24 protein-coding genes and 1 tRNA gene are annotated in these 26,369 nt (G+C 69.3%); 15 read left to right on the top strand and 10 right to left on the bottom strand.

The window, feature by feature from the left end; all coding sequences use genetic code 11:
- The first annotated feature begins 6 nt into the window (after positions 1–6).
- Genes FE263_RS07710 through FE263_RS07700 form a run of 3 tightly spaced genes read left to right on the top strand, consistent with a single transcriptional unit; the run spans position 7 to position 2,856 of the window.
- Complete coding sequence (locus FE263_RS07710; RefSeq protein ID WP_138325365.1) at positions 7–1,002, top strand: tyrosine recombinase XerC; 996 nt, start codon at positions 7–9, stop codon at positions 1,000–1,002.
- A complete protein-coding gene (gene pip / locus FE263_RS07705; protein ID WP_138325364.1) occupies positions 992–1,957 on the top strand; it encodes a prolyl aminopeptidase in 966 nt (321 codons plus the stop codon). Before FE263_RS07710 ends, pip begins: the two co-directional genes overlap by 11 nt.
- A gap of 35 nt (positions 1,958–1,992) precedes the next feature.
- On the top strand, positions 1,993–2,856 hold the full coding sequence (locus FE263_RS07700) for an aspartyl protease family protein (protein WP_240759187.1): 864 nt from the start codon (positions 1,993–1,995) through the stop codon (positions 2,854–2,856).
- Positions 2,857–2,936: 80 nt separating this feature from the next.
- Here the strand turns inward: FE263_RS07700 and FE263_RS07695 are convergent, their stop codons facing one another.
- Together FE263_RS07695 and FE263_RS07690 are read right to left on the bottom strand one after the other, a co-directional pair.
- Complete coding sequence (locus FE263_RS07695; RefSeq protein WP_138325704.1) at positions 2,937–4,253, bottom strand: ammonium transporter; 1,317 nt, start codon at positions 4,251–4,253, stop codon at positions 2,937–2,939.
- 77 nt (positions 4,254–4,330) lie between these two features.
- On the bottom strand, positions 4,331–4,669 hold the full coding sequence (locus tag FE263_RS07690) for a P-II family nitrogen regulator (RefSeq protein WP_138325363.1): 339 nt from the start codon (positions 4,667–4,669) through the stop codon (positions 4,331–4,333).
- Positions 4,670–4,936: 267 nt separating this feature from the next.
- Between FE263_RS07690 and FE263_RS07685 the strand changes: the two genes are divergently transcribed.
- Both FE263_RS07685 and cysE read left to right on the top strand, forming a co-directional pair.
- Positions 4,937–6,172 (top strand): UbiH/UbiF/VisC/COQ6 family ubiquinone biosynthesis hydroxylase, encoded by a 1,236-nt coding sequence (locus FE263_RS07685; protein ID WP_138325362.1) that lies wholly within the window; start codon positions 4,937–4,939, stop codon positions 6,170–6,172.
- A gap of 128 nt (positions 6,173–6,300) precedes the next feature.
- Positions 6,301–7,113, top strand: a complete 813-nt coding sequence (cysE, locus tag FE263_RS07680; RefSeq protein ID WP_240759185.1) for a serine O-acetyltransferase — start codon at positions 6,301–6,303, stop codon at positions 7,111–7,113.
- A 170-nt stretch (positions 7,114–7,283) separates the two neighbouring features.
- Here cysE and FE263_RS07675 read toward each other — a convergent pair whose 3' ends face one another.
- On the bottom strand, positions 7,284–8,174 hold the full coding sequence (locus tag FE263_RS07675; protein WP_138325360.1) for a TrmH family RNA methyltransferase: 891 nt from the start codon (positions 8,172–8,174) through the stop codon (positions 7,284–7,286).
- Between the two features lie 120 nt (positions 8,175–8,294).
- Here FE263_RS07675 and FE263_RS07670 point away from each other — a divergent pair.
- Positions 8,295–8,380 (top strand) — tRNA-Tyr (locus FE263_RS07670).
- A gap of 90 nt (positions 8,381–8,470) precedes the next feature.
- Here FE263_RS07670 and FE263_RS07665 read toward each other — a convergent pair.
- On the bottom strand, positions 8,471–9,067 hold the full coding sequence (locus tag FE263_RS07665; RefSeq protein ID WP_138325359.1) for a CDP-alcohol phosphatidyltransferase family protein: 597 nt from the start codon (positions 9,065–9,067) through the stop codon (positions 8,471–8,473).
- 100 nt (positions 9,068–9,167) lie between these two features.
- Positions 9,168–9,632 carry a MarR family winged helix-turn-helix transcriptional regulator gene (locus FE263_RS07660; RefSeq protein WP_138325358.1) on the bottom strand — a complete coding sequence of 155 codons (465 nt, stop codon included), beginning with the start codon at positions 9,630–9,632 and terminating at the stop codon, positions 9,168–9,170.
- A 378-nt stretch (positions 9,633–10,010) separates the two neighbouring features.
- Between FE263_RS07660 and FE263_RS07655 the strand changes: the two genes are divergently transcribed.
- Together FE263_RS07655 and FE263_RS07650 are read left to right on the top strand one after the other, a co-directional pair.
- Positions 10,011–10,538 (top strand): helix-turn-helix domain-containing protein, encoded by a 528-nt coding sequence (locus FE263_RS07655; RefSeq protein WP_205880304.1) that lies wholly within the window; start codon positions 10,011–10,013, stop codon positions 10,536–10,538.
- 80 nt (positions 10,539–10,618) lie between these two features.
- A complete protein-coding gene (locus FE263_RS07650; protein ID WP_138325357.1) occupies positions 10,619–12,793 on the top strand; it encodes a TonB-dependent receptor in 2,175 nt (724 codons plus the stop codon).
- Here FE263_RS07650 and FE263_RS07645 read toward each other — a convergent pair.
- A complete protein-coding gene (locus tag FE263_RS07645; RefSeq protein ID WP_138325356.1) occupies positions 12,790–14,166 on the bottom strand; it encodes a hypothetical protein in 1,377 nt (458 codons plus the stop codon). The genes FE263_RS07650 and FE263_RS07645 overlap by 4 nt on opposite strands.
- Positions 14,167–14,319: 153 nt before the next feature.
- Between FE263_RS07645 and FE263_RS22045 the strand changes: the two genes are divergently transcribed.
- The gene (locus FE263_RS22045) at positions 14,320–14,490 is read left to right on the top strand and encodes a hypothetical protein (protein WP_171033991.1); all 171 of its coding nucleotides are present in this window, start codon (positions 14,320–14,322) and stop codon (positions 14,488–14,490) included.
- Between the two features lie 149 nt (positions 14,491–14,639).
- Entirely contained in the window at positions 14,640–15,092 is a 453-nt protein-coding gene (locus tag FE263_RS22790) for a hypothetical protein (RefSeq protein ID WP_205880303.1), read from the top strand.
- 35 nt (positions 15,093–15,127) lie between these two features.
- Here FE263_RS22790 and FE263_RS07635 read toward each other — a convergent pair whose 3' ends face one another.
- A complete protein-coding gene (locus tag FE263_RS07635; protein ID WP_138325355.1) occupies positions 15,128–16,672 on the bottom strand; it encodes a protein adenylyltransferase SelO in 1,545 nt (514 codons plus the stop codon).
- A gap of 166 nt (positions 16,673–16,838) precedes the next feature.
- On the opposite strand from FE263_RS07635, the gene FE263_RS07630 reads away from it, so the two are divergent.
- The 3 genes from FE263_RS07630 (at position 16,839) to FE263_RS07620 (ending at position 19,705) form a co-directional block, all read left to right on the top strand.
- Complete coding sequence (locus tag FE263_RS07630; protein ID WP_138325354.1) at positions 16,839–18,368, top strand: GAF domain-containing protein; 1,530 nt, start codon at positions 16,839–16,841, stop codon at positions 18,366–18,368.
- Between the two features lie 141 nt (positions 18,369–18,509).
- A complete protein-coding gene (locus tag FE263_RS07625) occupies positions 18,510–18,890 on the top strand; it encodes a histidine kinase dimerization/phospho-acceptor domain-containing protein (protein ID WP_138325353.1) in 381 nt (126 codons plus the stop codon).
- Entirely contained in the window at positions 18,791–19,705 is a 915-nt protein-coding gene (locus FE263_RS07620) for a response regulator (RefSeq protein WP_138325352.1), read from the top strand. Before FE263_RS07625 ends, FE263_RS07620 begins: the two co-directional genes overlap by 100 nt.
- A 15-nt stretch (positions 19,706–19,720) precedes the next feature.
- Here FE263_RS07620 and FE263_RS07615 read toward each other — a convergent pair whose 3' ends face one another.
- The gene (locus FE263_RS07615; protein WP_138325351.1) at positions 19,721–22,009 is read right to left on the bottom strand and encodes a TonB-dependent receptor; all 2,289 of its coding nucleotides are present in this window, start codon (positions 22,007–22,009) and stop codon (positions 19,721–19,723) included.
- Positions 22,010–22,174: 165 nt separating this feature from the next.
- Here FE263_RS07615 and FE263_RS07610 point away from each other — a divergent pair, with 165 nt between their 5' ends.
- Together FE263_RS07610 and FE263_RS07605 are read left to right on the top strand one after the other, a co-directional pair.
- On the top strand, positions 22,175–23,335 hold the full coding sequence (locus FE263_RS07610) for an acyl-CoA dehydrogenase family protein (RefSeq protein WP_240759175.1): 1,161 nt from the start codon (positions 22,175–22,177) through the stop codon (positions 23,333–23,335).
- Positions 23,332–24,303, top strand: a complete 972-nt coding sequence (locus FE263_RS07605; protein WP_138325349.1) for an ABC transporter substrate-binding protein — start codon at positions 23,332–23,334, stop codon at positions 24,301–24,303. Before FE263_RS07610 ends, FE263_RS07605 begins: the two co-directional genes overlap by 4 nt.
- A gap of 61 nt (positions 24,304–24,364) precedes the next feature.
- Here the strand turns inward: FE263_RS07605 and FE263_RS07600 are convergent, their stop codons facing one another.
- Both FE263_RS07600 and FE263_RS07595 read right to left on the bottom strand, forming a co-directional pair.
- Positions 24,365–25,165 carry a class II aldolase/adducin family protein gene (locus tag FE263_RS07600; RefSeq protein ID WP_138325348.1) on the bottom strand — a complete coding sequence of 267 codons (801 nt, stop codon included), beginning with the start codon at positions 25,163–25,165 and terminating at the stop codon, positions 24,365–24,367.
- 78 nt (positions 25,166–25,243) lie between these two features.
- Entirely contained in the window at positions 25,244–26,326 is a 1,083-nt protein-coding gene (locus FE263_RS07595; protein ID WP_138325347.1) for an LLM class flavin-dependent oxidoreductase, read from the bottom strand.
- Positions 26,327–26,369: the final 43 nt, after the last annotated feature.

Here is a 26,369-nt window from a genome sequence, read left to right as displayed (position 1 = left end):
TCCGGGATGAGCGGCGCCGAGGCTCTCGATGGGTTCCTCGCCTGGATGCGCGACGAAAGGCGTGCGTCGTCCAACACCCTGGTGGCGTACCGCCACGACCTGGCGGGCTTCCTCGGCTTCCTGACCCGGCATCTCGGCGCCGAGCCCGACCTCGCGGCGCTGGCGAGCGTCACGCACACCGACCTGCGCGCCTGGCTTGCCTCCGAAGCCACCCGCCTCGCCGCCGCCGCGCGACGCCGGCCGCGCTCCAGCCCGGACGGCAACAACCGCAGCCGGGCGCGCGAGGCCTCGGCGTTGCGCGCCTTCTTCCGCTACCTGGCGCGCCGGCATGGGGTCGAGAATGCCGCCCCCGGCCTGCTCGCCGCTCCGCGCCCGAAGCCGCGCCTGCCCAGGCCGCTGACCGTGGCGCAGGCGCTCGAGCTGCCGGCGGGGATCGCCGGCGAGGCCACGAACCGGTTCGCGGCGCTGCGCGACGAGGCGCTGTTCACCCTGCTGTACGGCGCCGGCCTGCGCATCGGCGAGGCGCTGGCGCTGGATTGCGGCATGGTGCCGGCGACCACCGACACGCCGTTGCGGGTGCGCGGCAAGGGCGGCCGTACCCGCCTGGTGCCGCTGCTGCCTGCGGTGCTGGCGGTGCTGCATCGCCTGCTGGCCCTGCATCCCGCAGCCGGCGCCGGGGGCCCGCTGTTCTGCGGCGTGCGTGGCGCGCGGCTGGACCCGGGGGTGGCGCAGCGCACCCTGCGGACGTATCGCCGGCTGGCAGGCCTGCCGGAACATGCGACGCCGCACGCGTTGCGGCACTCCTTCGCCACCCACCTGATGTCGGGCGGCGCCGACCTGCGCGCCATCCAGGAGCTGCTCGGCCATGCCAGCCTGTCCACCACCCAGCTCTACACCCTGGCCGACGAGACCCGCCTGATGAAGGTGTGGGAGACGACGCATCCACGGGCCAGCAGGCGAGCGGCCGTTCCACCGATAAAGGACGTTCCCGATGCCGGCTGACGCCCCGCCACGCGGCTTCTACCCGCCGGTCGAGCCGTACGCGCGCGGCCACCTCGACACCGGCGAGGGTCATTCGATCTACTGGGAGCTGTGCGGCAACCCGGACGGCATCCCGGTGGTGTTCGTGCATGGCGGTCCCGGCGCCGGCTGCTCGCCGATGCAGCGGCGACTGTTCGACCCCGGGCGCTACCGGATCCTGCTGTTCGACCAGCGCGGCTGCGGCCGGTCGACCCCGCATGCCTCGCTCGACAACAACACCACCTGGCATCTTGTCGCCGACATCGAACGCCTGCGCGAGATGCTGCGCATCGAGCGCTGGCTGGTGTTCGGCGGCTCGTGGGGTAGCGCGCTGTCGCTGGCCTATGCGCAGGCGCACCCCGACCGCGTCACCGGCCTCATCCTGCGGGGCATCTTCACACTGCGACGCGCCGAGCTGCTCTGGTACTACCAGGACGGCGCCTCCTGGTTGTTCCCCGACCTGTGGGAGCACTTCCTGGCGCCGATCCCCGAGGCCGAGCGGCACGACATGATGGCGGCCTACCGGCGCCGCCTGACCGGCCCGGACGCCGAGGCACGGCTGGCGGCGGCGCGTGCCTGGAGCCTGTGGGAGGGCCAGACGCTGACCCTGCGCCCCAGCCCGGACCTCGCCGTGCAGCACGCCGACGACACCTACGCCCTCGCCTTCGCCCGCATCGAGAACCACTACTTCGTGCATGGCGGCTGGCTCGAGGAGGGCCAGCTGCTGCGCGACGTGCCGCGCATCGCCCACCTGCCGTGCGAGATCGTGCAGGGCCGCTACGACGTGGCGACCCCGGCACGCACCGCCTGGGAACTGCACCGCGCCTGGCCCGCCGCCCGCTTCCACATGATCGACGATGCCGGTCATGCGACGACGGAACCGGGCATCCTGTCGGCGCTGATCGCCGCCACCGACCGGTTCGCGGCACGCGGCTGAACGCCGCACTCGCCCTGGCGGCCCTGCTCCCGCTGGTGGCGCCTGCCGCCCCAGCCTGCGCCGCGATCTGCGTGCGTGATCCGGTGGCGAGCCTGGAGCTGCGCGACGATGGCGGCTTCCTGTCGGTCGCCGCCACCATCGCCGGCCGGCCGGTTCGATTGATGCTGGATACCGGATCGGATGCCGGGCTGGTGCGCCCGGAGGCGGTGCCGGCGTTCGGGCTGGCTGCGGCCGGCATCGGCCAGGTCCGGCTGCACGGCACCGGCGGCAGCCTGTCCGCCGCGCTGGTCGTATTGCCGCGCCTCGCCTTGGGTCCGCTCCCGCTCGGCGACGTCGCGGTGCCGGTCGGCGACCTGCCGGGCGCGCCGAACCTGACGCCGCCGGTGATCGGCTTCCTCGGCGGCGACGTGCTGGGCCGTTTCGACCTCGACTTCGACATCCCGCACGGGACGCTCACTCTCTACCGGGTCGCGCTGCTGTCCCTCGCCTGCGCGCCGCCGCCGGCCTGGTCCGGGCAATACCGCAGCGTCGCCCTGCAGCGCCACGGCGTGCTGCTGTCGCTGCCGGCGAGCCTGGATGGCCACTCCATCACCGCCCTGCTCGATACCGGCGCACGCTCGCGCATCGTGGACGGGCGCACGGCGCTGGCGGTGGGGGTGGGTGCCGAGCGCCTGGCGGCGGATCCCGGAGGCCTCACCAGCGGCATCGACATGCGCGAGCAGACCTACCACTGGCACCGCTTCGCCTCGCTCGCCATCGCAGGCCAGACCCAGCTGCGACCGGTGCTCACCGTGGCGCCGCTGCCCGGCCCGTTCGAGATGCTGCTCGGCACCGACTGGCTGGCCGGGCAGCGGGTGTGGATCTCGTACTCGACCGACCGGATGTTCGTGATGCGGTGACGGTGCGCCCGCGGCCGTGAACGGAAACGGGCGCTCCTCGCGGAGCGCCCGTGCCGTCGGATGGTTCGAGTGTGGTCGGGTTACTGGATGCTCTCGCCGTGCAGGGTCATGTCCAGGCCCTCGAGTTCCTGCTCGTCGGTGACGCGCAGGCCGATGGTCAGGTCGATGATCTTGAGCAGCACGAAGGACAGCAGGCCGCTCCAGATCAGGGTGATGCAGACCGCCTTCGCCTGGATGATCAGCTGCGCGATGCCGCCGACGGTTCCCGCCGGCGACGCGTCGGTCGCAGACAGCGGCCCGTAGGCGAACACGCCGGTGAGCAGCGCGCCGACGATGCCGCCGACGCCATGCACGCCGAAGCAGTCCAGGCTGTCGTCGTAGCCGAGCATGTGCTTGAGGGTCGAGGAGGTCCAGAAGCAGATCACGCCGGCGGCGACGCCGATGATGATCGAGGCGCCCGGCAGCACGAAGCCCGAGGCCGGGGTGATGGCGACGAGACCCGCCACCGCGCCGGAGATCACGCCCAGCACGGTCGGCTTGCCCTTGGCGATCCACTCCGCGACCATCCAGCCGAGCGCGGCCGCGGCGGTCGCGATCTGGGTGACCGCCATCGCCATGCCTGCCCGGCCGTTCGAGCCGACCGCGGATCCGGCGTTGAAGCCGAACCAGCCGACCCAGAGCAGCGAGGCGCCGATCACCGCGTAGGTCAGGTTGTACGGCGACATGTCGTCATGGCCGTAGCCACGGCGCTTGCCGAGCACCAGGGCGCACATCAGGCCGGCGATGCCCGCGTTGATATGCACGACGGTGCCGCCGGCGAAGTCGATGGCGCCGAACGCGCCGACCCAGCCGATCGGGCTCCAGACCCAGTGCGCGATCGGCGCGTAGACCACGAGCGACCACAGCACCATGAAGATGCACATCGCGCTGAACTTCATGCGGTCGGCGAAGGCGCCGGCGATCAAAGCGGGGGTGATGATCGCGAACGTCATCTGGAACATCATGTAGACGCTCTCGGGGATCGTCATCACGGTGGCGTTCGAGCTGCCCGCCCCGAGCGTGAAGCCGATGTCCGAGCCCTTGGTGATGTTCGAGCCGATGCCGTTCAGCATGAAGCGCGACAGGTCGCCGATGTAGGGCGAGCCGGTGGTGAAGGTCAGGCTGTAGCCGATGACGGTCCAGGTGATGGTCACCAGGCAGCAGATCGTGAAGGCCTGCATCAGGGTGGCGAGCACGTTCTTCTTGCGCACCATGCCGGCGTAGAACAGTGCCAGGCCCGGCACCGTCATCATCAGCACCAGAGCGGTGCTGGTCAGCATCCAGGCGGTGTCGCCGGTGTCGATCTTGGGCGGCGGCGGCGGCGGGGCCGGGGCGGCGGCCAGCGCCGGGGCAGCCATGCAGAGCAGCGCGGCCAGGGCGGCCGTGGTGATGCCTGCGGTGGCCACGGACAGGCCGTGGCGGTTGCGGATGATGCTCACAGCGCGTCGTCTCCGGTCTCACGGGTGCGGATGCGAACGGCACGGATGATCTCGGAGACAAAGATCTTGCCGTCGCCGATCTTGCCCGTATGCGCCGATTGCAGGATTGCATCGACGACCTGGTCCACCATGTCGTCGGTGACCGCGACCTCGATCTTCACCTTGGGGAGGAAACTGACGTGATACTCCGCGCCCCGGTAGATCTCGGTCTGTCCCTTCTGGCGACCAAATCCCTTCACCTCCGACACGGTCAGCCCCTGCACGCCCAACGGCGTCAGCGCTTCCCGTACGTCGTCGAGCTTGAAGGGCTTGATGACTGCTGTAACGAGCTTCATCCCACCTCACTCTGCCTTGGTCTCAATGCCTCGGCTGTTCCCGCCCAGCCCCCACCGGACCGAGCTGCCGCCCTTCCGGACACGAGCCGGTTTGACACGGGCCCGTTCCAAAAATCGTGCCAGAGCAGAGGTCCCGGCAGGGCCGGAACCCGCAGGCTGCCGGCCCGCCTCGCCCGCCATGCCCAGGGCGGCACGCGGGGTTCCGGCCGGCCTGTTTACCGGCCACACTGTTCGTTCCGACCGCCCAATTTTTAGGCATGCCCCACTATGGCTTCTGATCACGATCGCCCACCCGGGGCCACCGACGTCCGGGACGCAGAGGTCGACGTCTGCATCGTCGGCGCCGGACCGGTTGGGGCAACGCTGGCCTGCCGGCTGGCGGCCGGCGGGGTCCGGGTCGCGGTGATCGATCGCGCGGCGCTGCCGCCGATGGAGCACCCGGACTTCGACGGCCGCGCCTACGCCATCGCCGCCGGTTCCCGCCGCCTGCTGGAAGCCGCCGGGGTCTGGGAACGGCTGCCGCGCCCGTCCTGTCCGATCGAGGGCATACGGGTGTCGGACGGCAGGCCCGGGCAGCCCGCCTCGCCGCTGTTCCTGCACTTCGACCAGCCGGCGCCGGGCGAGCCGTTCGGCTGGATGACCGAGGCGCGCAGCCTGCGGGTGGCGTTGAACGACACGCTGCATGCCTCCGCACTGGTGCGCCTGCAGGCGCCGGACGAGGCGCGGGTGGTTCGCGGGCCGGCCCACGCGACCATCGTCACCAGCTCGGGCACAACCTTGCGGGCGCGGCTGGTGGTGGCGGCGGAGGGGCGCGAGAGCAGGCTGCGCGCCGAGGCCGGCATCCCGGTTACGCGCTTCGCCTATCGCCAGACCGGCATCGTCAGCGCGGTGGCGCACGAGCGGCCGCACGGCAACATCGCACTGGAGCATTTCCTGCCCGGCGGGCCCTTTGCCCAGCTCCCGATGTCGGGTGGCGAGGCCGGGGAGCATCTCTCGGCGATCGTCTGGACCGAGCGCGAGGCACCGGCGACGCGGCTCGCCAGCCTCGACGACGCCGCCTTCGGCCGCGAACTGCAGCGCCGCCTCGGCCACCATCTCGGTGCGGTGCGTCCGGTAGGCCGGCGCTGGACCTACCGGCTTGGCGCGCTGCACGCCCATCGCTACGTCGCCGGACGGCTGGCCCTGATCGGCGATGCCGCGCACGGCATCCACCCGATCGCGGGGCAGGGCCTCAACCTCGGCTTCCGCGATGTCGTTGCACTTTCGGCGTTGGTGATCGAGGCTGTCGCCGCCGGACGCGACCCCGGCGAGGCTGCCCTGCTGGCGCGCTACCAGGCGCAGCGGCGACCGGCCAACCTCGCCATGCTGGCCGCCACCGATGTGCTCGACCGACTGTTCAGCACCGACAACCCGGCGCTGCGGCTGGCGCGCGGGCTCGGCATCGGCGCGGTGCACCGCCTGCCACGGCTCAAGCGCGCCTTCGTCGCCCAGGCTATGGCTTGAAACAGGACGCTACGGGGAAAGCAAGGACCTGGCCCGGGCGCCAACGATCACGCGATTCGCAACACGCCCGTGCACGCACTACTCTCTCTTGAACCGCAGCAGGCGCCGGACCACAGCACATCATGGACATGAGCGTCACCACCACCGACACGGTGGCCGTCGACCAGCTTTGGGACCGCCTGCGCAACGAGGCCGGGGCCTGCCACGACCCGATCATGGCCAGCCTGATCGAGCTGAACCTGCGTGTGCATCGCAGCTTCTCGTCGGCGCTCGCCGCCCTGCTCGGCCGCAAGCTGGCGGACAGCGCCGTGCCGTCGCGCGCCCTGATGGAGCTGGTCACCGAGGCGCATCTCGCCGACCCGCTGATCGTGGAGGCCGCCGCCGTCGACCTGGTGGCGATCAAGGAGCGCGATCCCGCCTGCCCCGACCTCACCACGCCGTTTCTCTTCTTCAAGGGCTTCCAGTCGCTGCAGGCGTACCGGGTGGCGCACTGGCTGTGGGCGAACGACCGCCGGCATCTCGCGCGGCACCTGCAGAGCCGCGTGTCCGAGGCGTTCGGCCTGGACATCCATCCGGCGGCAAAGCTCGGCCGGCGCATCCTGATCGACCACGGCACCGGCATCGTGATCGGCGAGACCTCGGTGCTGGAGGACGACGTCTCGCTGCTGCAGGGCGTGACCCTGGGCGGCACCGGCAAGAACGAGGGCGACCGCCATCCCAAGATCCGCCGCGGGGTGCTGCTCGGCGCCGGCTGCAAGATCCTCGGCAACATCGAGATCGGCGAGGGCGCCAAGGTAGGCGCCGGCAGCATCGTGCTTGAGGCGGTGCCGGCCTACACCACGGTGGTCGGCAACCCGGCCCGTCGGGTCGGCACCAAGCACTCGTCGATGCCGGCCTTCACCATGGACCAGACGCTACCCCCCCTGGACTACATCATCTGAAAGACCGCACCGGGCTGGGCCATGTCGGTCATCCGACGCGGCTTTCCGCGCTTCCGGTACTCACGGCCAGGAGGCCGATCCGCTCCGGTTCTATACAGCCACGCCGGGCGGCGCCCAAAGGGCGCCTCTGACATGACCTGGCCCAGCCCGGCGCGGTTTTTTCGTGCCGTTCAGGCAGACTGGCTCTGGCGTATCAGTTCGTAGAGGGCTACGGCGGCAGCGTTGGAGACGTTCAGGCTTTCCATTCCGCCCGGCATGTGCAGGCCGGCGATCTCGTCGCAGGTCTCGCGCGTCAGCCGGCGCAGGCCCTCGCCCTCGGCGCCCAGCACCAGGGCGACGCGACGTTCGCGGAAGGCGTCGCCCACCAGCACGCCACCGCCGGCGTCGAGGCCGACTACCCAGAGCCCGGCCGCCTTCAGGGCGACCAGCGTGCGCGACAAATTGACGGCGCGCAGCAGCGGCATGGTCTCGAGCGCGCCGGATGCCGCCTTGGCGAGCGCCCCGGTTTCCTCCGGCGCATTGCGATCCTGCACCACGACCGCCGCCGCCCCGAACGCCGACGCCGAGCGCAGGATGGCGCCGACGTTGCGCGGATCGCTGACCTGGTCGAGCACCAGCACCGGACCGGGACGCTGCAGCGCCGCCTCCAGGGTGGGAGACGCCAGCGGATCGGCCTGCAGGGCGGCCCCCTGGTGCACCGCGTCGCGCCCGACCAGGGCGTCGAGCCGCGCCCGATCGGTGCGCTCCACCGCCAGCGGCCAGGGCGTACCGTTGCGGGTGCCGAGGCGCTGCGTCAGCGTCGCCTCGGCCTCCTCGGTCAGGAGCAGGCGGCGCAGCCTTCGCTGCGGATTGCGCAGCGCCGCCTCGACCGGATGCAGGCCATAGAGCCAGAGACCGCCGCCACTGCCTCTCGGTGCCGCACCGGACCGGGCGGCCCCATGCGTACCGGCATGGGCGCGGTCGGGCTGGGTTTGCGACGATCGGGGACCGGGCGGCCTTGCCTTGGCGGCGGGCGGGCTGGCCGGGCGGGTGGTCTGTCCTGCAGGGGGTCTGGATCGCATGCGGCGGGAGCATAGAGGGCACCGTCGGGGACGTCACGGCGCCTGGAGCACCGGCCGGGCTCGGCGGGCCCGAAACCGACATTGACACGCCAGGCGATCAGCCTTAGTCCGCCTCCCACCGGAGGGGTGCCCGAGTGGCTAAAGGGGGCGGACTGTAAATCCGCTGGCGTACGCCTACGTTGGTTCGAATCCAACCCCCTCCACCAGCGGTCGCCAGTGACCGACAATGTCGGTCTCGCGCTCAAGCAGGACCCGGTCGTTTCGAGGCCATCGGTCGCTACCTTCCAGCCTCGTGGCTAATTCCCCTCGCTGCCTGCCAAGGTCGCGGACGGGCGAACGGCGAAGCAGACGACGGCGGCGGCAAGTGGCGTGCAGGTCCCGACCAGCAACAGCACGATGTCGCTCCAGCCGCACCAGATCGCCAGCGGGAGAAGCAGCATGGCATCATCGGGATCGAACGGCCGGCGCCGTCCCGGATCCGGATCGGGACGCGAGACGTTGAGGCGCCAGAACAGGGTGATCACGCCAAGCGCTCCGCTCAGGCCGAGAAGCGGCGACAGCGAAGGCACGAGGGCCGCGCGTGTCCCGATGCCGAGGCCGATGAACGTCGCCATCGTCGAGAAGCAGTCGGACACGAGGTCGTAGCGCGATCCCATCACGCTGAAGCGGCGCGTGTGGCGAGCCAGGGCTCCATCAAGGCGATCGAGGATGCAGGACACCAGAAGCAGGGCGGCGCCGACATCCAGCCAGGGTCCGCCATAGGCGACGGCAACCGCAGCCGCCAGCGCTGTCGCGAGGCGCACAGACGTCACGTGGTCTGGTGTGATCGGGGTAGACGCCAGGCGCACCACCAATGGATCGAGGGATCGATGCAGCAGGGTGTGGTGGCTCATGGCGTCAGGCTGGTCCGGAGGCGGCCCTGCTCAACCTCGCGTAACCGTGGGAGTTGCTAGCTTCCCGGGACGCTGGCGCATCACCGACAGCACCGTCGCGTCAAGGCTGCATCGGGCGGTCGGCGGTCGCTTTCTTGTCCAGGCCGTTCACCAGCCTGGTCAGCAGGTCACGCAGCATCGCCACTTCGGTAGCCGTCAGGTTTCCCTGCAGCCGCTGTTCGACTTCCCCGTTCAGCCGGATCATCTCGGTCCACAGTGCCTGACCCTTGGCCGTCAGGTGGATCAGGCGGGCCCGCCCGTCGGTCGGATCCGGTGCCAGTTCGACATAGCCGAGGGCTGCGAGATCCTCGACCAGGTAGGTCATGCTCTGCTTGGTCATGCCGGCGCGTGCCGCAATCACGCTGACACGGCTGCCGCCGTCCTCGAGATGACGGAACACCGCGCCATGCGATGGCCGGATGTCCCAGTATCTTCCAAGCGCCAGCGCATCGTAGGTCCCTGCGACGAACACGTCATAGACGCGCCGCAACAGCAGCCCGAGCGGTCTCGAGGTTCCGACCGGCATGGTTCTTCGACGTGCTCCCGAACTGAAGCTTGACAGCTTAGTAAGTAATTCTGTCTAATATGGTTCACGGTAGAATGCCGTAACCAGCACGGTAGCCAATACCCTCATCCTGGTCAGCCACCGGATGGTTGACGAACCTGCGATTGCTGCGCGGTCCGAAGGCGCAGCCCGGAGCTACACAATGGGCAACGCCCTCCCGGAGAAACGTCAAGGGCACGACACACGGACGGCCGCCCGGCATGCAGCGCGACGAGCGAAGGCAGGTTCGATTGCGGTGGATGGCCGCATGCCATCGCCTGGCCTCCGGCATGAACCCGTCGGCCGCGACCGGATCGACCGCAGCAACGATCGAGCGCTCGAGGAAACGAGGATCGGGCCGTGACGAAACATATCCTTCAGGTCCGTCGCAAGAACCTGAAGCTGGGCCTGTATCCGATGGACGGCCACTACTACACCTGCAACGCGCTCAAGCCGAAGCTGGATGACGAGATCCAGTTCTGGCTCGAGACGGCGCCGGACACCTGGATGTGCGGCTGGACGTTGGTGTTCGGACGGGACTTTTCCTTCACCACCGCGATCAAGGTCGGCGAAACGATCCAGGTGAGACTTCCGGAGGCCGGCGCAACGGACGGATCGAAGGCCGTTCCCCATGCCGTGGGCCGCAACTCGGTGCAGCTGGGCGAGACCCTCAGGCGACTGCGGCAGCGGGCCGGCCTTACCCAGAAGGCGGTAGCCGTAGCCTTGGGCTTCTCCATGCCGAGCGTGATCGCTGCAGTCGAGGCAGGTGCGGCGCCGGTCGAGGTTCGCCACTGGAAGAAACTCGCAAGGCTCTACGATGTGAGCCTGACACGCATGGCCCTGCTCATGCAGACGATGGGAACCGACGCGGACGAGGAAAGAGCCTGATCATCCCTCATGGGAGTCCTGGACAGCCTCGATGAATTGAACCTACAACGTTATAGTATAACGTTGCACTGCCCGGCCCGATGCGTGTTCCTGTCCGACCCCTTCTCCTGCTGATCCCGTTCGCCTGCGCGGGTGTCGCCTGCCCCGGAGCACGGGCACAGACGGCGCCGGGTGCCACGCCGCAGGATACGGTGGTGGCCTCGACCTTGCCGGACCGGCCGGAGCAGATCACCGTCAGGCTCGACTTGGCGCGGGCGGGGCTGCAGTCCGACACCGGCGCCGAGGTCTATCGCTTCGGCCCGTCCGCGCTACGCACCATCCCGCAGGGCGACAACACGCCGCTCAACCAGGTCCTGCTGCAGGCGCCCGGCGTCGCGCAGGACAGCTTCGGCCAGATCCACGTACGCGGCGACCACAACGAGGTGCAGTTCCGTCTCGACGGCGTGCAGCTGCCGGAAGGTCTGGCGGTGTTCGGCCAGAGCCTGGAGACCCGCTTCGCACACGACCTGTCGCTGGTCACCGGGGCGCTTCCTGCCCAGTATGGTTTCCTTGATGCCGCCGTCATCGATATCGACGTCAAGAGCGGCAGCAACTCGCCCGGAGGCGAGGTATCGCTCTACGGCGGGGCACGGGACTATCTCCAGCCCTCATTGGCGTACGGCGTCGCATCCGGGCGCTGGGACCTGTTCGTCACCGGGGACTTCCTGCACACCCGCGTCGGCATCGAGAACCCGACCAGCACCTTCGAGCCCATCCACGACCTCAGCAACCAGTACCACGGCCTGGCGAAGCTGACCTTTACCGCCGATGCGGATACGCGCCTCAGCCTGGTGGCCGGCGTGTCCGATGCGGAGTACCAGATCCCCGACAATCCCGGCCAGGTCCCCGGGCTCGGCCTGTCCTATGACGGCATCACCGGCTTCGACAGCCGCAACCTTGCCGAGCACCAGAAGGAGATCACCGATTTCGGCATCCTGTCGCTGCAGAAGGTGATCGGCAGCCTGACCCTGCAGAGTTCGGTCTTCACCCGCTACAGCAGCCTGTACTACTCGCCGGATGCGGTCGGCGACCTGCTGTTCGACGGCATCAGCCAGACCGCGGCACGTTCCGTGATGTCGACCGGCTCGCAGACCGATGCAGGCTGGCGGATCGACGACAGCCACACGCTGCGTGCCGGCGAACAGGTTTTCGTGGAGCGCAACGTTTCGAGCACGCACTCCGTCGTCTCGCCGCAGACCGGTACCGATGACGCCGGCAATCCGGTATTCGGCAGCACGCCGCTCTCGATCGACGACGGCTCCGGCAAGACCGGCATGGTCTACGGCCTCTACATCCAGGACGAATGGCGCATCCTGCCCCGGCTCACCATCAACTATGGCGTCCGCTTCGACGGCGTCAGCGAATATGTCAGCGCGACCCAGCTCAGCCCGCGCGTCAACGTGGTATGGCGGCCGACCTGGACCACCACCGTGCATGCCGGCTATTCGCGCACCTTCACGCCGCCGCCGTTCGAGCAGGTCACCAGCAACAGCATCGGCAGCTTCGTCGACACCAGCGCCGCGGCGTCGGTGCTGCGGAACGACAGGGTGCAGCCGGAGCGCGACAACTACTTCGATGGCGGCGTCGACCAGATCGTGCTGCAAGGCCTGCATCTCGGCCTCGATGCCTACTACAAGCAGGCCGCCAACCTGATCGACGAGGGCCAGTTCGGCGCACCGATCATCCTGTCCGCGTTCAACTACGCGCATGGCGAGGTGCACGGCTACGAAGCCAGCACGACCTACGATCGCGGACCGCTGTCGCTGTATGCGAACGTCGCCTGGTCGCGCGCCATCGGGAAGGACATCGTCTCATCGCAATTCGACTTCACCGCCGGCGAACTGGCCTATATCAGCAACCGCTGGATCCATCTCGATCATGACCAGCGCTGGACCGGATCGGGCGGCGCCGCCTGTTCGCTGTTCCACCGAACCGATCATCCGCTGCGCGCTTCCGCCGACCTGGTGGTCGGCTCCGGCCTGCGCGCCGACGGCGAGGTTCCGAACGGGCGTGCGCTGCCGGGCTACTACACCATCAACCTCGCCTTCGTGCAGAGCTTCGGGAGCCTGGCAACGCGCGGCACCAGCCTGCGGCTCGACGTGCTGAACCTGCTCGACCGCCGCTACATCATTCGCGACGGCAGTGGTGTCGGTGTCGGTGCGCCGCAATATGGACTGCGCCGCAGCATCCTCGCCGGGATCACGCAACGCTTCTAGTCGGTGCCCTCGAACGTCCGCAGCATGCGCGTGGCCGCGGCAACGGCTTCGGCCACCGCCGGACGGCGATAGTGCCAGCGCGGATCCGGATCCGGCGGATGGATCGCCATCGTCGCATTGGCCTCGAACAGCAGCACCGATCCGCCGGCGTCGATCGCAAAGTCGATGCCGGCGTAGTCGAGGCCGAGTTGCGCCGCGATGCCGCGCAGCGCCGTCATCGCGCGCACCCCGAGGCAACCCTGCATGTCGGCAAGGAAGCGGCGCTCCTCCTCGCGGTAGCACGCATCCTCCGCCATCGCCGCGGTGAAGTAGTGCACCTTCCAGTGCCTGCTGAGGGCGAGGTGCAGCGGGTACAGTTCGCCGCCGATCAGCATGACGCGATACTTGTGCCAGAGCCCGTCGGGGCGGCGCGCATCGAGCCTCTCCATGGCGAGGAGTTCGTCGCCCGGCAGCGACGCCGCCGCCTTCGCCAGGCCCGCCCCGGACGTGACCTCGATGAAATGCCGCCCCGTATGCAGCCCCGGCACGCGGAGCAGCAGCGGAAAGCCGAGCACCCCCGCCGCCGCGATCCGGGCGCGCGGCAGGCAGAGCATGCGCGGCGTGACCACGCCCGGCACCGCGGCCAGCCTGCCGGCGTTGTGCAGCCTCGTGGTGCGGCACACGTGCGCCGGCTGGTTGATCACCGGCGTCCGGTCGTCGGCCAGCAGCCGCTCGGCGCAGGCAAGGGCTACCCCGCCCAGGTCGGCGTCGCCGATCGCGTTCACCACCAGGGCATGCGGCGGCAGCGGGCTGCCCTCCGGATGATATTCGGGGCAGAGCGTCGTCACCGCATAGCGACGATCGTCGATCCAGCGCCGCACCGGGACATTGCCGCCGCGCGCACATACCAGCAGCAGCAGGCCGATGCCGTCGCCCGGCCCGCGATAGCGGCGCCGGCTCGTCGCATGGCCTGCGAAGCCGCGATGACGGGCCAGTGCCGCCGCCGCCGGATCGCCTTCCGCCTCCAGCAGCTGCGCCATCGCCTCGTGGGCCGGCCGGCATGCCGGGTCCGCCGCCAGCGCGCGGTCGAGATGCACCCGGGCCGCCGCCACCTCCCCATCCTCGAGCAGCAGGATGGCGAGGGCCGCCTGCGCCACAGCATTGTGCGGATGATGAAGCGCTGCCTGTTGCCAGGCGGTGCGGGCGGCGGACCGGTAGCCGCCGGCAAGGGCGAGCGCTCCGAGTTCGACCAGCGCCGGACACAGCGTCGGCTGCGTCCGCAGCAGGTCGAGATAGGCGGCCCTGGCGGCATCGTCCGCTCCGCTCGCGGCGAGATGGCGGGCCTGCGCCAGATCGCGCCGGGTCGCCGCCGCGTCCGCCTCGCCGTGCATCATGGCTCCCCGCCCCGGCCCTGCCGCGTGCTGCGACGCTAGGGGTGCGCGGTTAACACTTCCTCAAGGCGTGACTGCGCGAAGAGGCAGCTTTTGTCGTGCATTCGCTATATGATGAAGGAAAGGCAATCGAGCCGCAGGGAGACCTCCACCGCCATGCCCTTCGACGGGATCGATTTCGAGCCGAAGCGTGAGAAGCGCGAGCGCGCCGGTCCGAGCGACAACCTGGTCACCGTGCTGATCGTGCTCCTCGCGATCTGCATGCTGGTGACGCCGATCTCGATCGCCGGTCTGGTCGATACCGTCCGCTACCTGCACGGCAACTGACGTCCCTTGCCTCGCGTCTGCAGGAGCCCGACCCGTTGACACGGGAGCGGTTCACCGGGATGTGAGACCCGGTGCAATGTTCGCGTTACGTTGCCGGACCATATTCCGTCAGGCGATCATCGTTGTCGATCAGCTTGGCCGGAATTGAAATGAAGCAGTTGTCACCATCATCTTCCGTCCTGTCGCCGGTCCGCGTCGCCAGCCGGGCGGCACGCCTGTCACGCCTCTTCGGCGCCGCAGCGCTCCTCGGCGTTGCCGGGTGCACCGTGACGCCGTACGGCTACGGCTATGGATATGGCTACCCCGGCTACTACTACGGTGGTTACGGCGGCGGTTACGGCTATCCGTACTATGGCTATGGTTATCCGGCCTACTACGGCGGCTGGACATGGGGCGCTCCGTATTTCGGCTACGGCCTGGGTTACTATGGCGGCTTCTACGGACGCGGTTTCGGCTACGGCGGCTACCGTGGCGGCTATGGCGGTTACCGTGGTGGTTATGGCGGCTACCGCGGTGGCTACGGTGGCGGCTATGGCGGGTTTCACGGAGGCGGGTTCGGCGGCGGCGGCCATGGTGGGTTCGGCGGCGGCCACGGCCGCTGATGGCGATGGCCTGATCGCGACCTGAGGTATCTTCCTCAGGTCCCGCAGAAGGTCGCCGCGACGACCTGTTCCGGGCGCGGCGGCAGTGCATACGCCGCACGGCCCGGCTGATTGTCGAACGGTCGCCGGAGAACCTCGACAAGATCCTCGAGCGGCCCGGTCGTCCCGGTCTCGGCAGCCACCAGGGCGTGCTCGACCTGGTGGTTGCGCGGGATGAAGGCGGGGTTGACATTGCGCATCGCACGCAGCCGCTCCATCGGTTCACCCGCTTCCTGCGCGGTCCGCTGTCGCCAGGTGGCGAGCCAGTCGTCCACGGCCATCGGTTGCGCGAACAGCGAGCGGAACGCCGCCATCGCCTCCTCGCCGGCACCGGGCGCCGCGAGGTCGGACAGGCGCCGGAACGTCAGGGTGAAGTCGGCACCCTGCCCGGCCATGATGGTCAGCAGGTCATGCGCCAGCGTCCGGTCCGTGTCCTGTCCGGTCATCAGCCCGAGCTTGCGCCGGAATGCCGCGTCCCAGGCCGCCTGGAACCGGTCTGGGAAGGTCGCAAGGGCCGCGTTGGCGGCATCGACCGCTTCCTGCGGGTCGCTGCCCAGCAGCGGCAGCATGGCTTCCGCCAGGCGCGCCATGTTCCAGTGTCCGATCTGCGGCTGGTTGCCATAGGCATAGCGACCGCCGGCGTCGATCGAGCTGTAGACCGTGCCCGGATGGAAGCTGTCCATGAAGGCGCAGGGCCCGTAGTCGATGGTCTCGCCGGCGACCTGCATGTTGTCGGTGTTCATGACGCCGTGGATGAAGCCGACCGACTGCCAGAGCGCGATCAGCGCTGCGGTCCGGGCGACCACCTGCTCCAGCATGGCGCGATACTGCGTGCCAAGCGGCGCAGGATCCGACGATGCGACCTCCGGATAGTGTCGCGCGATGACATGGTCGGCCAGCAGGCGCAGGCCGTCGACATCCTCGCGGGCCCGGAAGAACTGGAACGTGCCGACCCGGACGTGGCTCCTGGCCACCCTCGTCAGCACCGCGCCCTGCAACGGACGCTCGCGCCGGACGGTCTCGCCGGTTGCCACCACCGCCAGCGACCGCGTGGTGGGAATGCCGAGCGCCGCCATCGCCTCGCTGACGATGAACTCGCGCAGCGCCGGGCCGAGGGCGGCACGGCCATCGCCACGACGCGAGAACGGGGTCGGTCCGGAGCCCTTCAGCTGGATGTCGCGTCGCACCCCATCGCGGCCGATCACCTCGCCCAGCAGCAGCGCCCTGCCGTCGCCGAGCTGTGGCACGAAATTGCCGAACTGGTGGCCGGCATAGGCCATCGCCAGCGGCTCGGCGCCTTCCGGCACCGTGGCTCCCGCCAGCACCTGCACCGCATCCGCGTTGCCGAGGCGATCCGGATCGACGCCCAGTTCGATCGCCAGTCCCCGGTTGAGGCAGATCAGGCGCGGCGCCGAGACCGGCGTGGGATCGACACGGGCGAAAAAGCGCGACGGCATCCGGGCGTAGGAATTATCGAAGGCAAATATCGCTTCTGGATGAGAAACGACATCCCGCAATACGGTATCACTTGCGTCAGGCATAGCTGATCATCTCTGTGCATCCTGGGACTACTTGAACTTCAATGGGAAGTCGGATCGAGAACTTCAAGAGGGGGAATATACTCGTGATACTCAACAATATACTTAGTGGTTAACGGGTAATTAACCTACGGTGCTGCATTCTTCACCCGGATGAGGCGGTTCTTCTATGGATGTCCATCCCGAGACGAGCGCCGATGGATCGCCTCGCCGCGACGCTCCTGGCGACCCGAAACTGCAACCGGAGCCGCCCGCGGGCAAGCTGCCTGTCGTCTTCGACCCGGACCTCTGCGAGCGCGAGGCCATCCATATCCCGGGTGCGATCCAGCCGCACGGGGCGCTCCTGGCCACCCGCCCGTCGGGCTGGCGCATCACCCACTGCAGCGCCAACCTCGCCGAGATCCTCGGGCGGACGCCGCATTCCGTCCTCGGGACCCATCTTGCGAGCATCGTCGGCCCCGCAGCCCAGGGCAGCCTGCGCGACCTGCGACCCTACGCCAAGATGTCGCTCGGGAGGTTGGCGGCGGATGCCGTGCCGGGTAGCGCCGTTCCACGCCGTACGCTGCAGCTGAGCGCCTTCCATTCCGGCGACCGGGTGTGCATCGATTTCGAACCGGTCCGCCTGGACGCCGGCCAGCAGCCGCCGGAAGACCTGCTGCGATCGGTGCTGGACAGCTTCAAGTCCGCCACCAGCCAGGACAGCCTCTGCGCGCTCGCCGTCGCCGGCCTGCAGACGATCTCCGGATACGACCGGGTGATGGCCTACCGCTTCGACCGGACGGGACCCGGCAGCGTCGTGGCCGAGGCGCACGCGCCGCATCTGGAGTCCTGGCTCGGCCGGCGCTACCCGGCCAGCGATATCCCGGCGCAGGCGCGGCGCCAGTACATGCTGCAGCGGGTCGGCGCGGTGGCGGACAGCCGCTACGAGCCGGTGCCGCTGCTGACCGGTCGCCGGCTCGAGGATGCGACGCCGCTCGACCTCACCTACAGCGCGCTGCGCAGCGTCTCCCCGGTGCATCGCGAATTCATGTGCAACATGGGCACCGCCGCCAGCCTGACCGTCGGGCTGTCGCACGGCCCCGACCTCTGGGGGCTGCTGATCTGCCATCATGCTGCGCCGCGCGTTGCCGGGCCGGACCTGCGCGCCGCGGCCGACCTGATCGGCCAGGTGGTGTCGCTGCTGCTCGGCAGCCTGAACGAGGCTGAGAGCTTCGCCGCCCGCAATGCCAGCCAGACCACGCTGCATGACATCACCGAACGGCTGTCCCGGCCCGAGGCGCTCGCCGAGGCCCTGGGGCACGCTCACACGGCGTTGTTGCGGCTCGTCGGGGCAACCGGCGTGGCAGTCCGCATCGGCGGGGTCTGCCGGTGCTATGGCCAGACCCCCGGCCCGGTCGTCGCGGCGGACATCGTCACCGTCCTGCAGGCGGTGCCGCGCACCGGCAACGACCTGATCGCGGTCGACGGGCTGAGCCGGCTGGATCCGAAGTTCGCGTCGTTCGCCGCCATCGCCAGCGGTGCGCTGCTGCTCACCCTCGATGCCGCCGCCGAGGACGTCATCCTGTGGCTGCGCCCGGAACGCAGCCGCACCACGACCTGGGGTGGCAACCCCGACGCGCATGGCTCTCTCGACCGCGAGACCGGCAGGATCACCCCGCGTACGAGCTTCGCTGCCTGGATCCAGTCCATCGCCGGCTAGTGCGACCCGTGGAGCGCGATCGACGAGACGCTGGCACACGACCTGCAGGCGGCGATCGGCAGCGAGACCGAACACCGCACGAATTCGGAGCAGGCCTGGCTCGAGCATTACCGCAAGCTCAGCGACAGCCTCGAGCAGCGTGTGCTGCAGCGCACGCAGATCCTGGAGGCGGAGACGCAGGCGCGCCAGCGCGCCGATGCGATCCTGCAGCAGGCGCAGAAGATGGAGGCGATCGGACAGATCACCGGCGGTGTCGCGCACGACTTCAACAACATGCTGGCCGTGGTGCTCGGCAACCTGGAGCTGACGCAGGCGCGGACCAGCGACCCGGTCATGAAGCGGTTCATCGCCAACGCGCAGCAGGCGGCCGAGCGCGGCGCCAAGCTGACCGACCACCTGCTGGCCTTCGCGCGCAGCAGCCGTTGCGGCGCGAGCCGTGCGACCTCAACCGCCTCACCACCGACTTCGCCGAGCTGGTCCGGCGCACCGTCGGCGCCGGCATCGAGGTCAGGCTGGCGCTGACCGAGCCGCTCTGGCCGGTGATGCTGGATGCGACGCAGTTCGAGATGGCGCTTCTCAACCTTGCGGTGAATGCCGGCCGGGCGATGCCGCAGGGAGGGGTGCTCGAGATCGCCACCCGCAACATCGCAGCCGGCGACGAGGAGCTGCCGGCCGACCTCGAGGTCGGCGACTATACCTGCGTCACCGTACGCGACGACGGCGCCGGCATGCATCCCGAGGTCGCCGCCCGCGCCTTCGAGCCGTTCTACACCACCAGCGCGGGGGGCAAGAGCACCGGCCTCGGGCTGAGCCAGGTGTATGGCCTGTGCAAGCAGCTCGGTGGCAGTACCAGGCTCACCAGCCGGATCGACGGGGGTACCAGCGTCAGCCTGCTGCTGCCGCGCGCCCAGCACGCCCCCGCCGCCAGCGCAGTGGCCGAACCGCTTCCCCCGGCACCGCCCGCCTGCTCGCCCCCCGGGGATGCCAGGCTGCTGGTGATCGACGACGATCCGGAAGTCCGCGAGGTCACCGTCGAGACGCTGCGCGCGCTCGGCTTCGACGTGGTGTCCGCGGAAAGCGCGAAGCTGGGCCTGGACATCCTGCAGAGCGGCGTGCGGCTCGACCTGGTGGTGACCGACTTCTCGATGCCGGAGATGAACGGCGTCGAGTTCATCCGGCACGCGCACCGGTCGCATCCGGGCCTGCCGTGCCTGCTGGTCACCGGCTACGCAGAGACCAGCGCCTTCGCCGACGCCATCGCCGGCGGCATCACCATCCTGCGCAAGCCATACCGGATGCGGGAACTGGCCGACACCATCCAGCGCCTGAGGGCCTGACGCCGGCGGCCAGACTCACAGTGTGTAGCGCAGCGTGAACATGACGGTCCTCGGGTCGGCGTAGCTCGCGGCCCAGATGACCGGGATGCCGTTGCCTTGCACGAAGCTCAGGCTTTGCGGATAGCGGCGGTCCAGGATGTTCCTGGCGGCCAGCGTCGCGGTCCAGTTCTGGTGCGGACTGGTCCAGCTGATCAGCGCATTCAGGTAGGTCTGCTCGGGCAACTCGGTCTGCGAATTCTCCAGTGCATCGGTGAACACCGCGGTCTGGAAACTGATGTCGCCGGCGAGCCGGACCTTGCCGGGGATCTGCCTGGGCAGCGGCAGGATAAGGTTGCTGGCGATATCGAACTGGAACCGCGGGCTCTCCGGCAGCCGCTCGCCGCTGTGCGGGGTGTTGTTGATGGCCAGCCCGGTGGCGTAGAGGCTGCTCGAATAGCTCCCGTTGAAACGGTCGAGCTCCGCGAACAGGTAGGAGGCGGTTGCGTCGATCTCCCAGATCGGCAGCACATGCCACGCGGTCTCGATCTCGGCGCCGAGCGAATGGCCGTTGCCCGCATTGTAGCGCCGGCTGAGGCCGGTCGACGGATCCAGCGTGGTGATCTGGATGTTCTGGAAATCGTTGTAGAACAGTGCGCCGTTCAGCATCAGCCGGCCGGGCAGCGGATCGCTCTTCACGCCCACCTCGTAGGTGGTCACCGTCTCCGGGCCATACGGCAGCAGCGCCTGGTTGCGCCCCAGCGCAGTCGGCGTCTGCGCGCGGTAGTCGTAGCCCGCCGACTTGCCACCCTGGGAGATCGTCACGTACGGCGCCACATGCGGCGCCAGCTGCCAGTCGAGCGAGCCCTTCGGCAGCAGCCGCGACCAGGACTGCTGCGCGCTCGCGGTCCAGTCCTGCCCTCCGGGCGGTGCGTTGAACAGAGCGCCGAGATCGCCGGCGACGTTGGCCACATAGCCCGGGGTGGAGCCGAGCGAGTTCAGCACCTCGGAGTTCGAATGCTGCTCGTAGTTGTAGCGCAGACCGACCGAGGCGGTCAGGGTCGGCAGCACCTTGTACTGTGCAAGGCCATAGGCCGCGTAGTTGCGGGTGATCTGGTCGATCAGCGCCTGCACCGGCTGGAAGCGGATGTTCGATGCGACATTGGTCTGCGTGCCGAAGGTGTTGTTGGCGCGGCGTGCCGTGTACCAGTCCTCGTAGAAGAAGTAGGCGCCGGCGGTGAAGCTGAAGCGGCCATAGTCGCCGGTGAGCTTGGTGTCCTCCTGGTAGCTGCGGTCGCGATAGTACAGCAGCTGCGAAGTGCGGGCGTAGGGATCGCCGGTGTTGTCGTAGTAGCCGGTATCGTCGTAGCCGCGTATCCCGGTCACCGACGACAGCCGCAGATGCGGATCGAGCTGGTAGCCGACGGTCCCGGTGAAGCCGGCCTCGCTGTAGTTGTTCTTCGGGTAGATCGAGGAATACAGGCCGTATCGATACGGGTTCAGCAGGTTGCCGTAGCCGCGGTTGGTGCTGCCGTCGCTGGTGCCGTCGAAGCCGAGCGTGATGTCGAGCGCGTCCGTCGGCGTGAAGCGCAGCTTGCCGTGCGCCTGGGTGTAGTCGATATCGTTCTCGTCCTGGTCGAGCGTGTAGTTGTGGTCTACGCCGTCGCGCGCATGATGCTCGACCGCGAGGCTCGCATAGACACGGTCCGGCACCAGCGCGCCGCTGGCGGCGAAACCCGCCACCCACTCGTCGTAGGTGCCGTAGCCGGTCTGCGCGGTGAAGCGTGTGGTATCGTCCGGCACCACCGTGCCGATGCGCACCGCCCCGCCCTCGGCCTGGTGGCCGGTGGTGAAGCCGACCGGACCGCGATCGATCTGGATTGCGTCGATGTCGAGCAGTTCCTGCATGGTGCCGATGGTCCGCGGCAGGTACACGCCGTCGATATAGGTGCCGACCGACGGTTCGCCCTGTGCGTCGAGTTCGCCGATGCCGCGGATGAAGTAGTTCGAGTTGGAATAGCCGACGGTGGCGCGCGGCTGGTACAGGTTCGGCGTGAGGTTGGTGATCTGGCGGGTGGTGCCGATCGCGAGCTGCTGCAGCTTGCCGGCGCTCAGCAGCGAAGTGGACGCCGCCACATGCTGCAGGCGGTCATGCCGCAGCGCGGAGCGGCCACGCCCGACCACCTCGACATGCTCCGCGACCGGCGCCTTCCTCTGCCGCACCTGATGGCGGGATGCGGCTGGGGGGTCTGCGGGGGCGGCGTCGGCAGGGCCGGATGCGACGCAGGCGATCGAGGAGATGAGAAGCAGGGTGCGGCGACGGGACATGGTGATCCGGCTGGTGATGGTCGGGCCGGTATCACGTCATTCAACCGCGTGCTTTTCAATAAACCACTTTAATTAATCGTTCAATGTATCACATCACCATTTATCACATGTGGAGACGAGTGGTTTCGCACTATGCTCGGCCCGACAAGCCCGGAGACCGAGCCGTTGGACGGCATTGCCCTGATCGAAGCGACGGACCGCACCGACCTGCAGCACCTCGTTGCGCGTTTCGCCTCCCGCGCGGCGCGACATGACGAGACCGCGACGACTTCGCGCGAGAACCTCGCCGACCTGCAGGCGGCCGGCCTGCTGGCGCTGACGGTGCCGCATGAGGCGGGCGGCGGCGGCGGTGGGCTGGCAGCGGCGGCAAACGTGGTCGGGCGCGTCGCCGAAGGCGATCCATCCACCGCGTTGATCCTGTCGATGCAATACCTGCAGCACGCCGCGGTCGCGCGCTCCACCCAGTGGCCGGAGCGGCTGCGCGCCGTCGTGGCCCGTGCAGCCGTCGAGGATGGCGCGCTGCTGAACGCCTTGCGGGTCGAGCCGGATCTCGGCACCCCGGCGCGCGGCGGCCTGCCGGCGACCGTGGCCCGTCGCACCGGCGACGGCTGGGCGGTAACCGGCAGCAAGATCTACTCGACAGGCTCGACGGTGCTGCGCTGGGGCGTGGTGTGGGCACGCACCGACGAGGACGCGCCGCGCGTCGGCGGCTTCCTGGTGCCGATGGACGCACCGGGCGTCAGCATCGAGCGCAGCTGGAACCAGCTCGGCATGCGCGCCACCGAAAGCCACACGGTGCATCTCGACGATGTGCGGCTGCCGCCCGACCATGCCGCCGACATACGCCCGCCCGCCGCCTGGGGCGCGCCCGATCCGGTGCAGTCGGTCTGGGGCAGCATCGTGATCGCCTCGCTGTATGACGGCGTGGCGCGCGCCGCCCGTCGCTGGCTGCTCGGGTTCCTGCGCGACCGGGCGCCGACCAACCTGGGTGCTCCGCTCGCCACCCTGCCCCGCTTCCAGGAGATCGTCGGCGAGATCGACGCCCTGCTGCTGGCCAACCGGCTGATCCTGGCGGCTGCGATCGCGGAAGAGGCGGCGGGCGGGACAACGAATTCGGCACAGGGCGGCCTGGTGAAACACCTGGTGACCGAGAACGCGATCCGGGCGGTGGAGAAGGCACTGGCGGCAACCGGCAATCCCGGGCTGAGCCGGGACAACCCGCTGGAGCGGCATTATCGCGACGTGCTGTGCGCGCGCGTGCACACGCCGCAGGCGGATGTCTCGCTCGGGCTCTCCGGACGCCTGTCGCTGGCGGCCGCACCATGAGTCCGGGCACGATTCCGACCCGCCGGGAACTGCTCGCCGGGGCCGCCGCCGCCTCGATGTCGCTGCTGTCGCCGGCGCGCGCCGCCGCGGCGACCACGCTGCGCGTCGCCACCTTCCGCGGCCAGGACCAGACCCTGCTGCCCGGCACCGGCCAGGATCGTTTCCCGTACCGGGTGGTGTTCAGCGAGTTCAATGCCGGCAACCTGATCACCCAGGCGATCAACGCCGACGCCATCGATGTCGGCGCCTGGAGCGAGATCCCGCTGGTGTTCGCCGCCGCCGCGCATTCCGACGTGCGGGTGGTCGCCGTCATGGAAGGACCGACCACCGGCCAGGCGGTACTGGTTCCGAAAGGCTCGGCGGCGCGCTCGATCGCCGACCTCAAGGGTAGGCGCGTCGGCTACATACGCGCCACCACGGCGCATTATTTCCTGATCCGCATGCTGGCACAGCACGGGCTCGGCTTCAGCGACATCCAGCCGGTGGCGCTGGGCATGAGCGCCGGCCTGACCGCGATGAAGTCCGGCGCGCTGGATGCCTGGGCGACCTACGGCTACGCGATCCCGGAGATCATCCAGCAGACCGGTGCGCGCGTGCTGCAGAACGCGGTCGGCATCCTGTCGGGCAACTACCTGATCGGCGCCAATCCGCGCCGGCTGGGCGATCCGGCCTTCCGCGCCGCCACGGCCGACTACATCGAGCGGCTGGGCCGGGCCTACACGATCCTCGACGCCGACAAGGTGCGCTGGGCGAAGCTGGTGGCACCGGTGGTGGACGTGCCCGAGCCGTACGTGCTTGCCACCCTGCGGGAGCAGGAGCGGCCGTACCGCCTGCGCGCCATCCGGGCCACCGACATCGCCAGTGCCCAGGACGTGTCGGACGTCTTCGCGCGCGCCGGGCTGCTGCCGCCCGGCGTGCGGGTTACGCCCTACTTCACGGATATCCTGAGCCCGCTGCTGAACGCCTGAAGATCCGGTCGCCGCCGTAGCCGGGTTGCCCGGCGGCGACCGGTCGGCAGGGAATTCGTGTTCAGTCCAGCAGGTCGGGTTCGGCGGCGGTGATCAGCTCGTAGAGCGGCTGGAACGAGAACGCGCCGCCGCGATGGGTGCCGGTCTGGCTCGCGGTATGCAGGGCGATGTCGTGCGCGATCGGCCTGGGCTTGCCGGCGGCATCGGCGAGCAGCTGTGCATGGGCGGCGTTGTCCATCGCGATGAACCACCAGGCGGCGGCCTCGACCGTGGGGCCGACGGTGAGCAGGCCGTGGTTCTGCAGGATCAGCGCTTTCTTGTCGCCGAGCGTCCTGGCAAGCCGCACGCCCTCGCTCTCGTCCAGCACCACGCCGGTGAACGGATCGAACAGCGCATGGTCCTGGTAGAACGCGCAGGCATCCTGGGTCAGCGGATCGAGCAGCCGGCCGAGGGTGGAGAACGCCTTGCCGTACGTGCTGTGGGTGTGGGCCGCTGCTATCACGTCCGGACGCGCCGCATGGATCGCGGAATGGATGGTGAAGCCGGCGGTGTTGATCGGCTGGTCGCCGATCAGGATGCGGCCCTCGTGGTCGACCAACTGCAGGTCGGACACCCGGATCTGGCCGAAATGCCTGGCCAGCGGATTGATCCAGAACTGCTCGGGGAACTCCGGATCACGCGCGGTGACATGGCCGGCCAGGCCCTGGTCGAAGCCGTAGCGCGAGAACAGCCGGAAGGTGGCGGCGAGCTGCTGCTTGCGATGCAGCCGCTCCTCCTCGAACGTCGCCGCGGGCGGGCGCTCGCGGAGTTGGAACTGGCGCGGCGCGCTGCCTGGCTGCCGGGTACCGGTGATGGCGTTCATCGCAAACTCCTGTCTGGATCGGGGGATCAGGCGGCGGCGGTATGGTTCGGCCTCACGCGGCGGCGGCCTGGTTCGGCCTCACGCGGCGGCGGCCTGGCCAGTCTCGCGGGCGACCAGCGCCCGGACGCGCGGCAGCAGGTCGCGGCCATAGAGGAAGGCGTCGAGCAGCGGATCGAAGCCGCGTATCAGGAAGGTGGTGATGCCGAGCCGGTAGTAGTCGAGCATGGCGTCGGCCACCTGGTCCGGGGTGCCGACCAGCGAGGTCGAGTTGCCCTTCGCACCTACGAGGGCGGCGATCCCGGTCCACAGCCGCTTGTCCAGCCGCGTGCCCTGCGCCGCCGCCGCCAGCAGCCGGCGGGAGCCCTCGTTCTGCGGCGCCTCCACCACCTTGCCCGACGCACGCTGCAGGTCGCGCGCCTCCTCGAGGATGCGGTCGGCGCGAGCCCAGGCGGCCTCCTCGGTGTCGGCGACGATCGGCCGCAGCGACAGCGAGAAGCGCGGCGTGCGGCCATGGGTGGCGGCGGCCGCGCGCACCCGGGACAGGCTCTCGCGCACCTGCTCGTAGGTCTCGCCCCACAGCGCGTAGATGTCGGCGTGCTTGCCGGCGACCGCGATCGCCTCGTCGGAGGACCCGCCGAAATAGATCGGGATGCCCTCCGGCCGGTACGGCTTGATCGCCGAGAAGGCGTTGCTGGTGCGATAGTAGCGGCCTGCGTAGTCGAACGGCCTGGTCGCGGCCCATTCCGCCCGCACCACGTCGAGATACTCGCTGGTGCGGGCGTAGCGCTCGGCCTTGGTGGTGTAGTCGCCATCCGCCTGCAGCTCGGTGTCGCTGCCGCCGGTGATGACATGCACCGCGACCCGGCCACGGGTGATGTGGTCCAAGGTCGCCAGCTGGCGGGCCAGGATGGTGGGGGCGTTGAAGCCGGGCCGGTGGGCGATCATCACCCCGAGGCGGGTGGTCACGCTGGCGGCATGCTGCGCCACCAGGATGCTCTCCGGCGAGGTCGAGTGGAACGCGAACAGGGTGCGGTCGAAACCCGCATTCTCGTGCAGCTTGGCCGCGGTCTCGACATGCACGAGGTCGATCGCCTCCGGCGGCGCCTTGATCGTCTCGGACTGGTTGGTGTTGCCGATATAGCCGATGAACTCGACAGCCATGCTGACCTCCACCCGGACATCGTGGACCGGGGCATGTGGAACC

Origin of the sequence: Lichenicoccus roseus (assembly GCF_005844085.1) — a bacterium.
Taxonomy (GTDB): domain Bacteria; phylum Pseudomonadota; class Alphaproteobacteria; order Acetobacterales; family Acetobacteraceae; genus Lichenicoccus; species Lichenicoccus roseus.
This window is presented reverse-complemented; position numbering and strand designations above follow the sequence as displayed.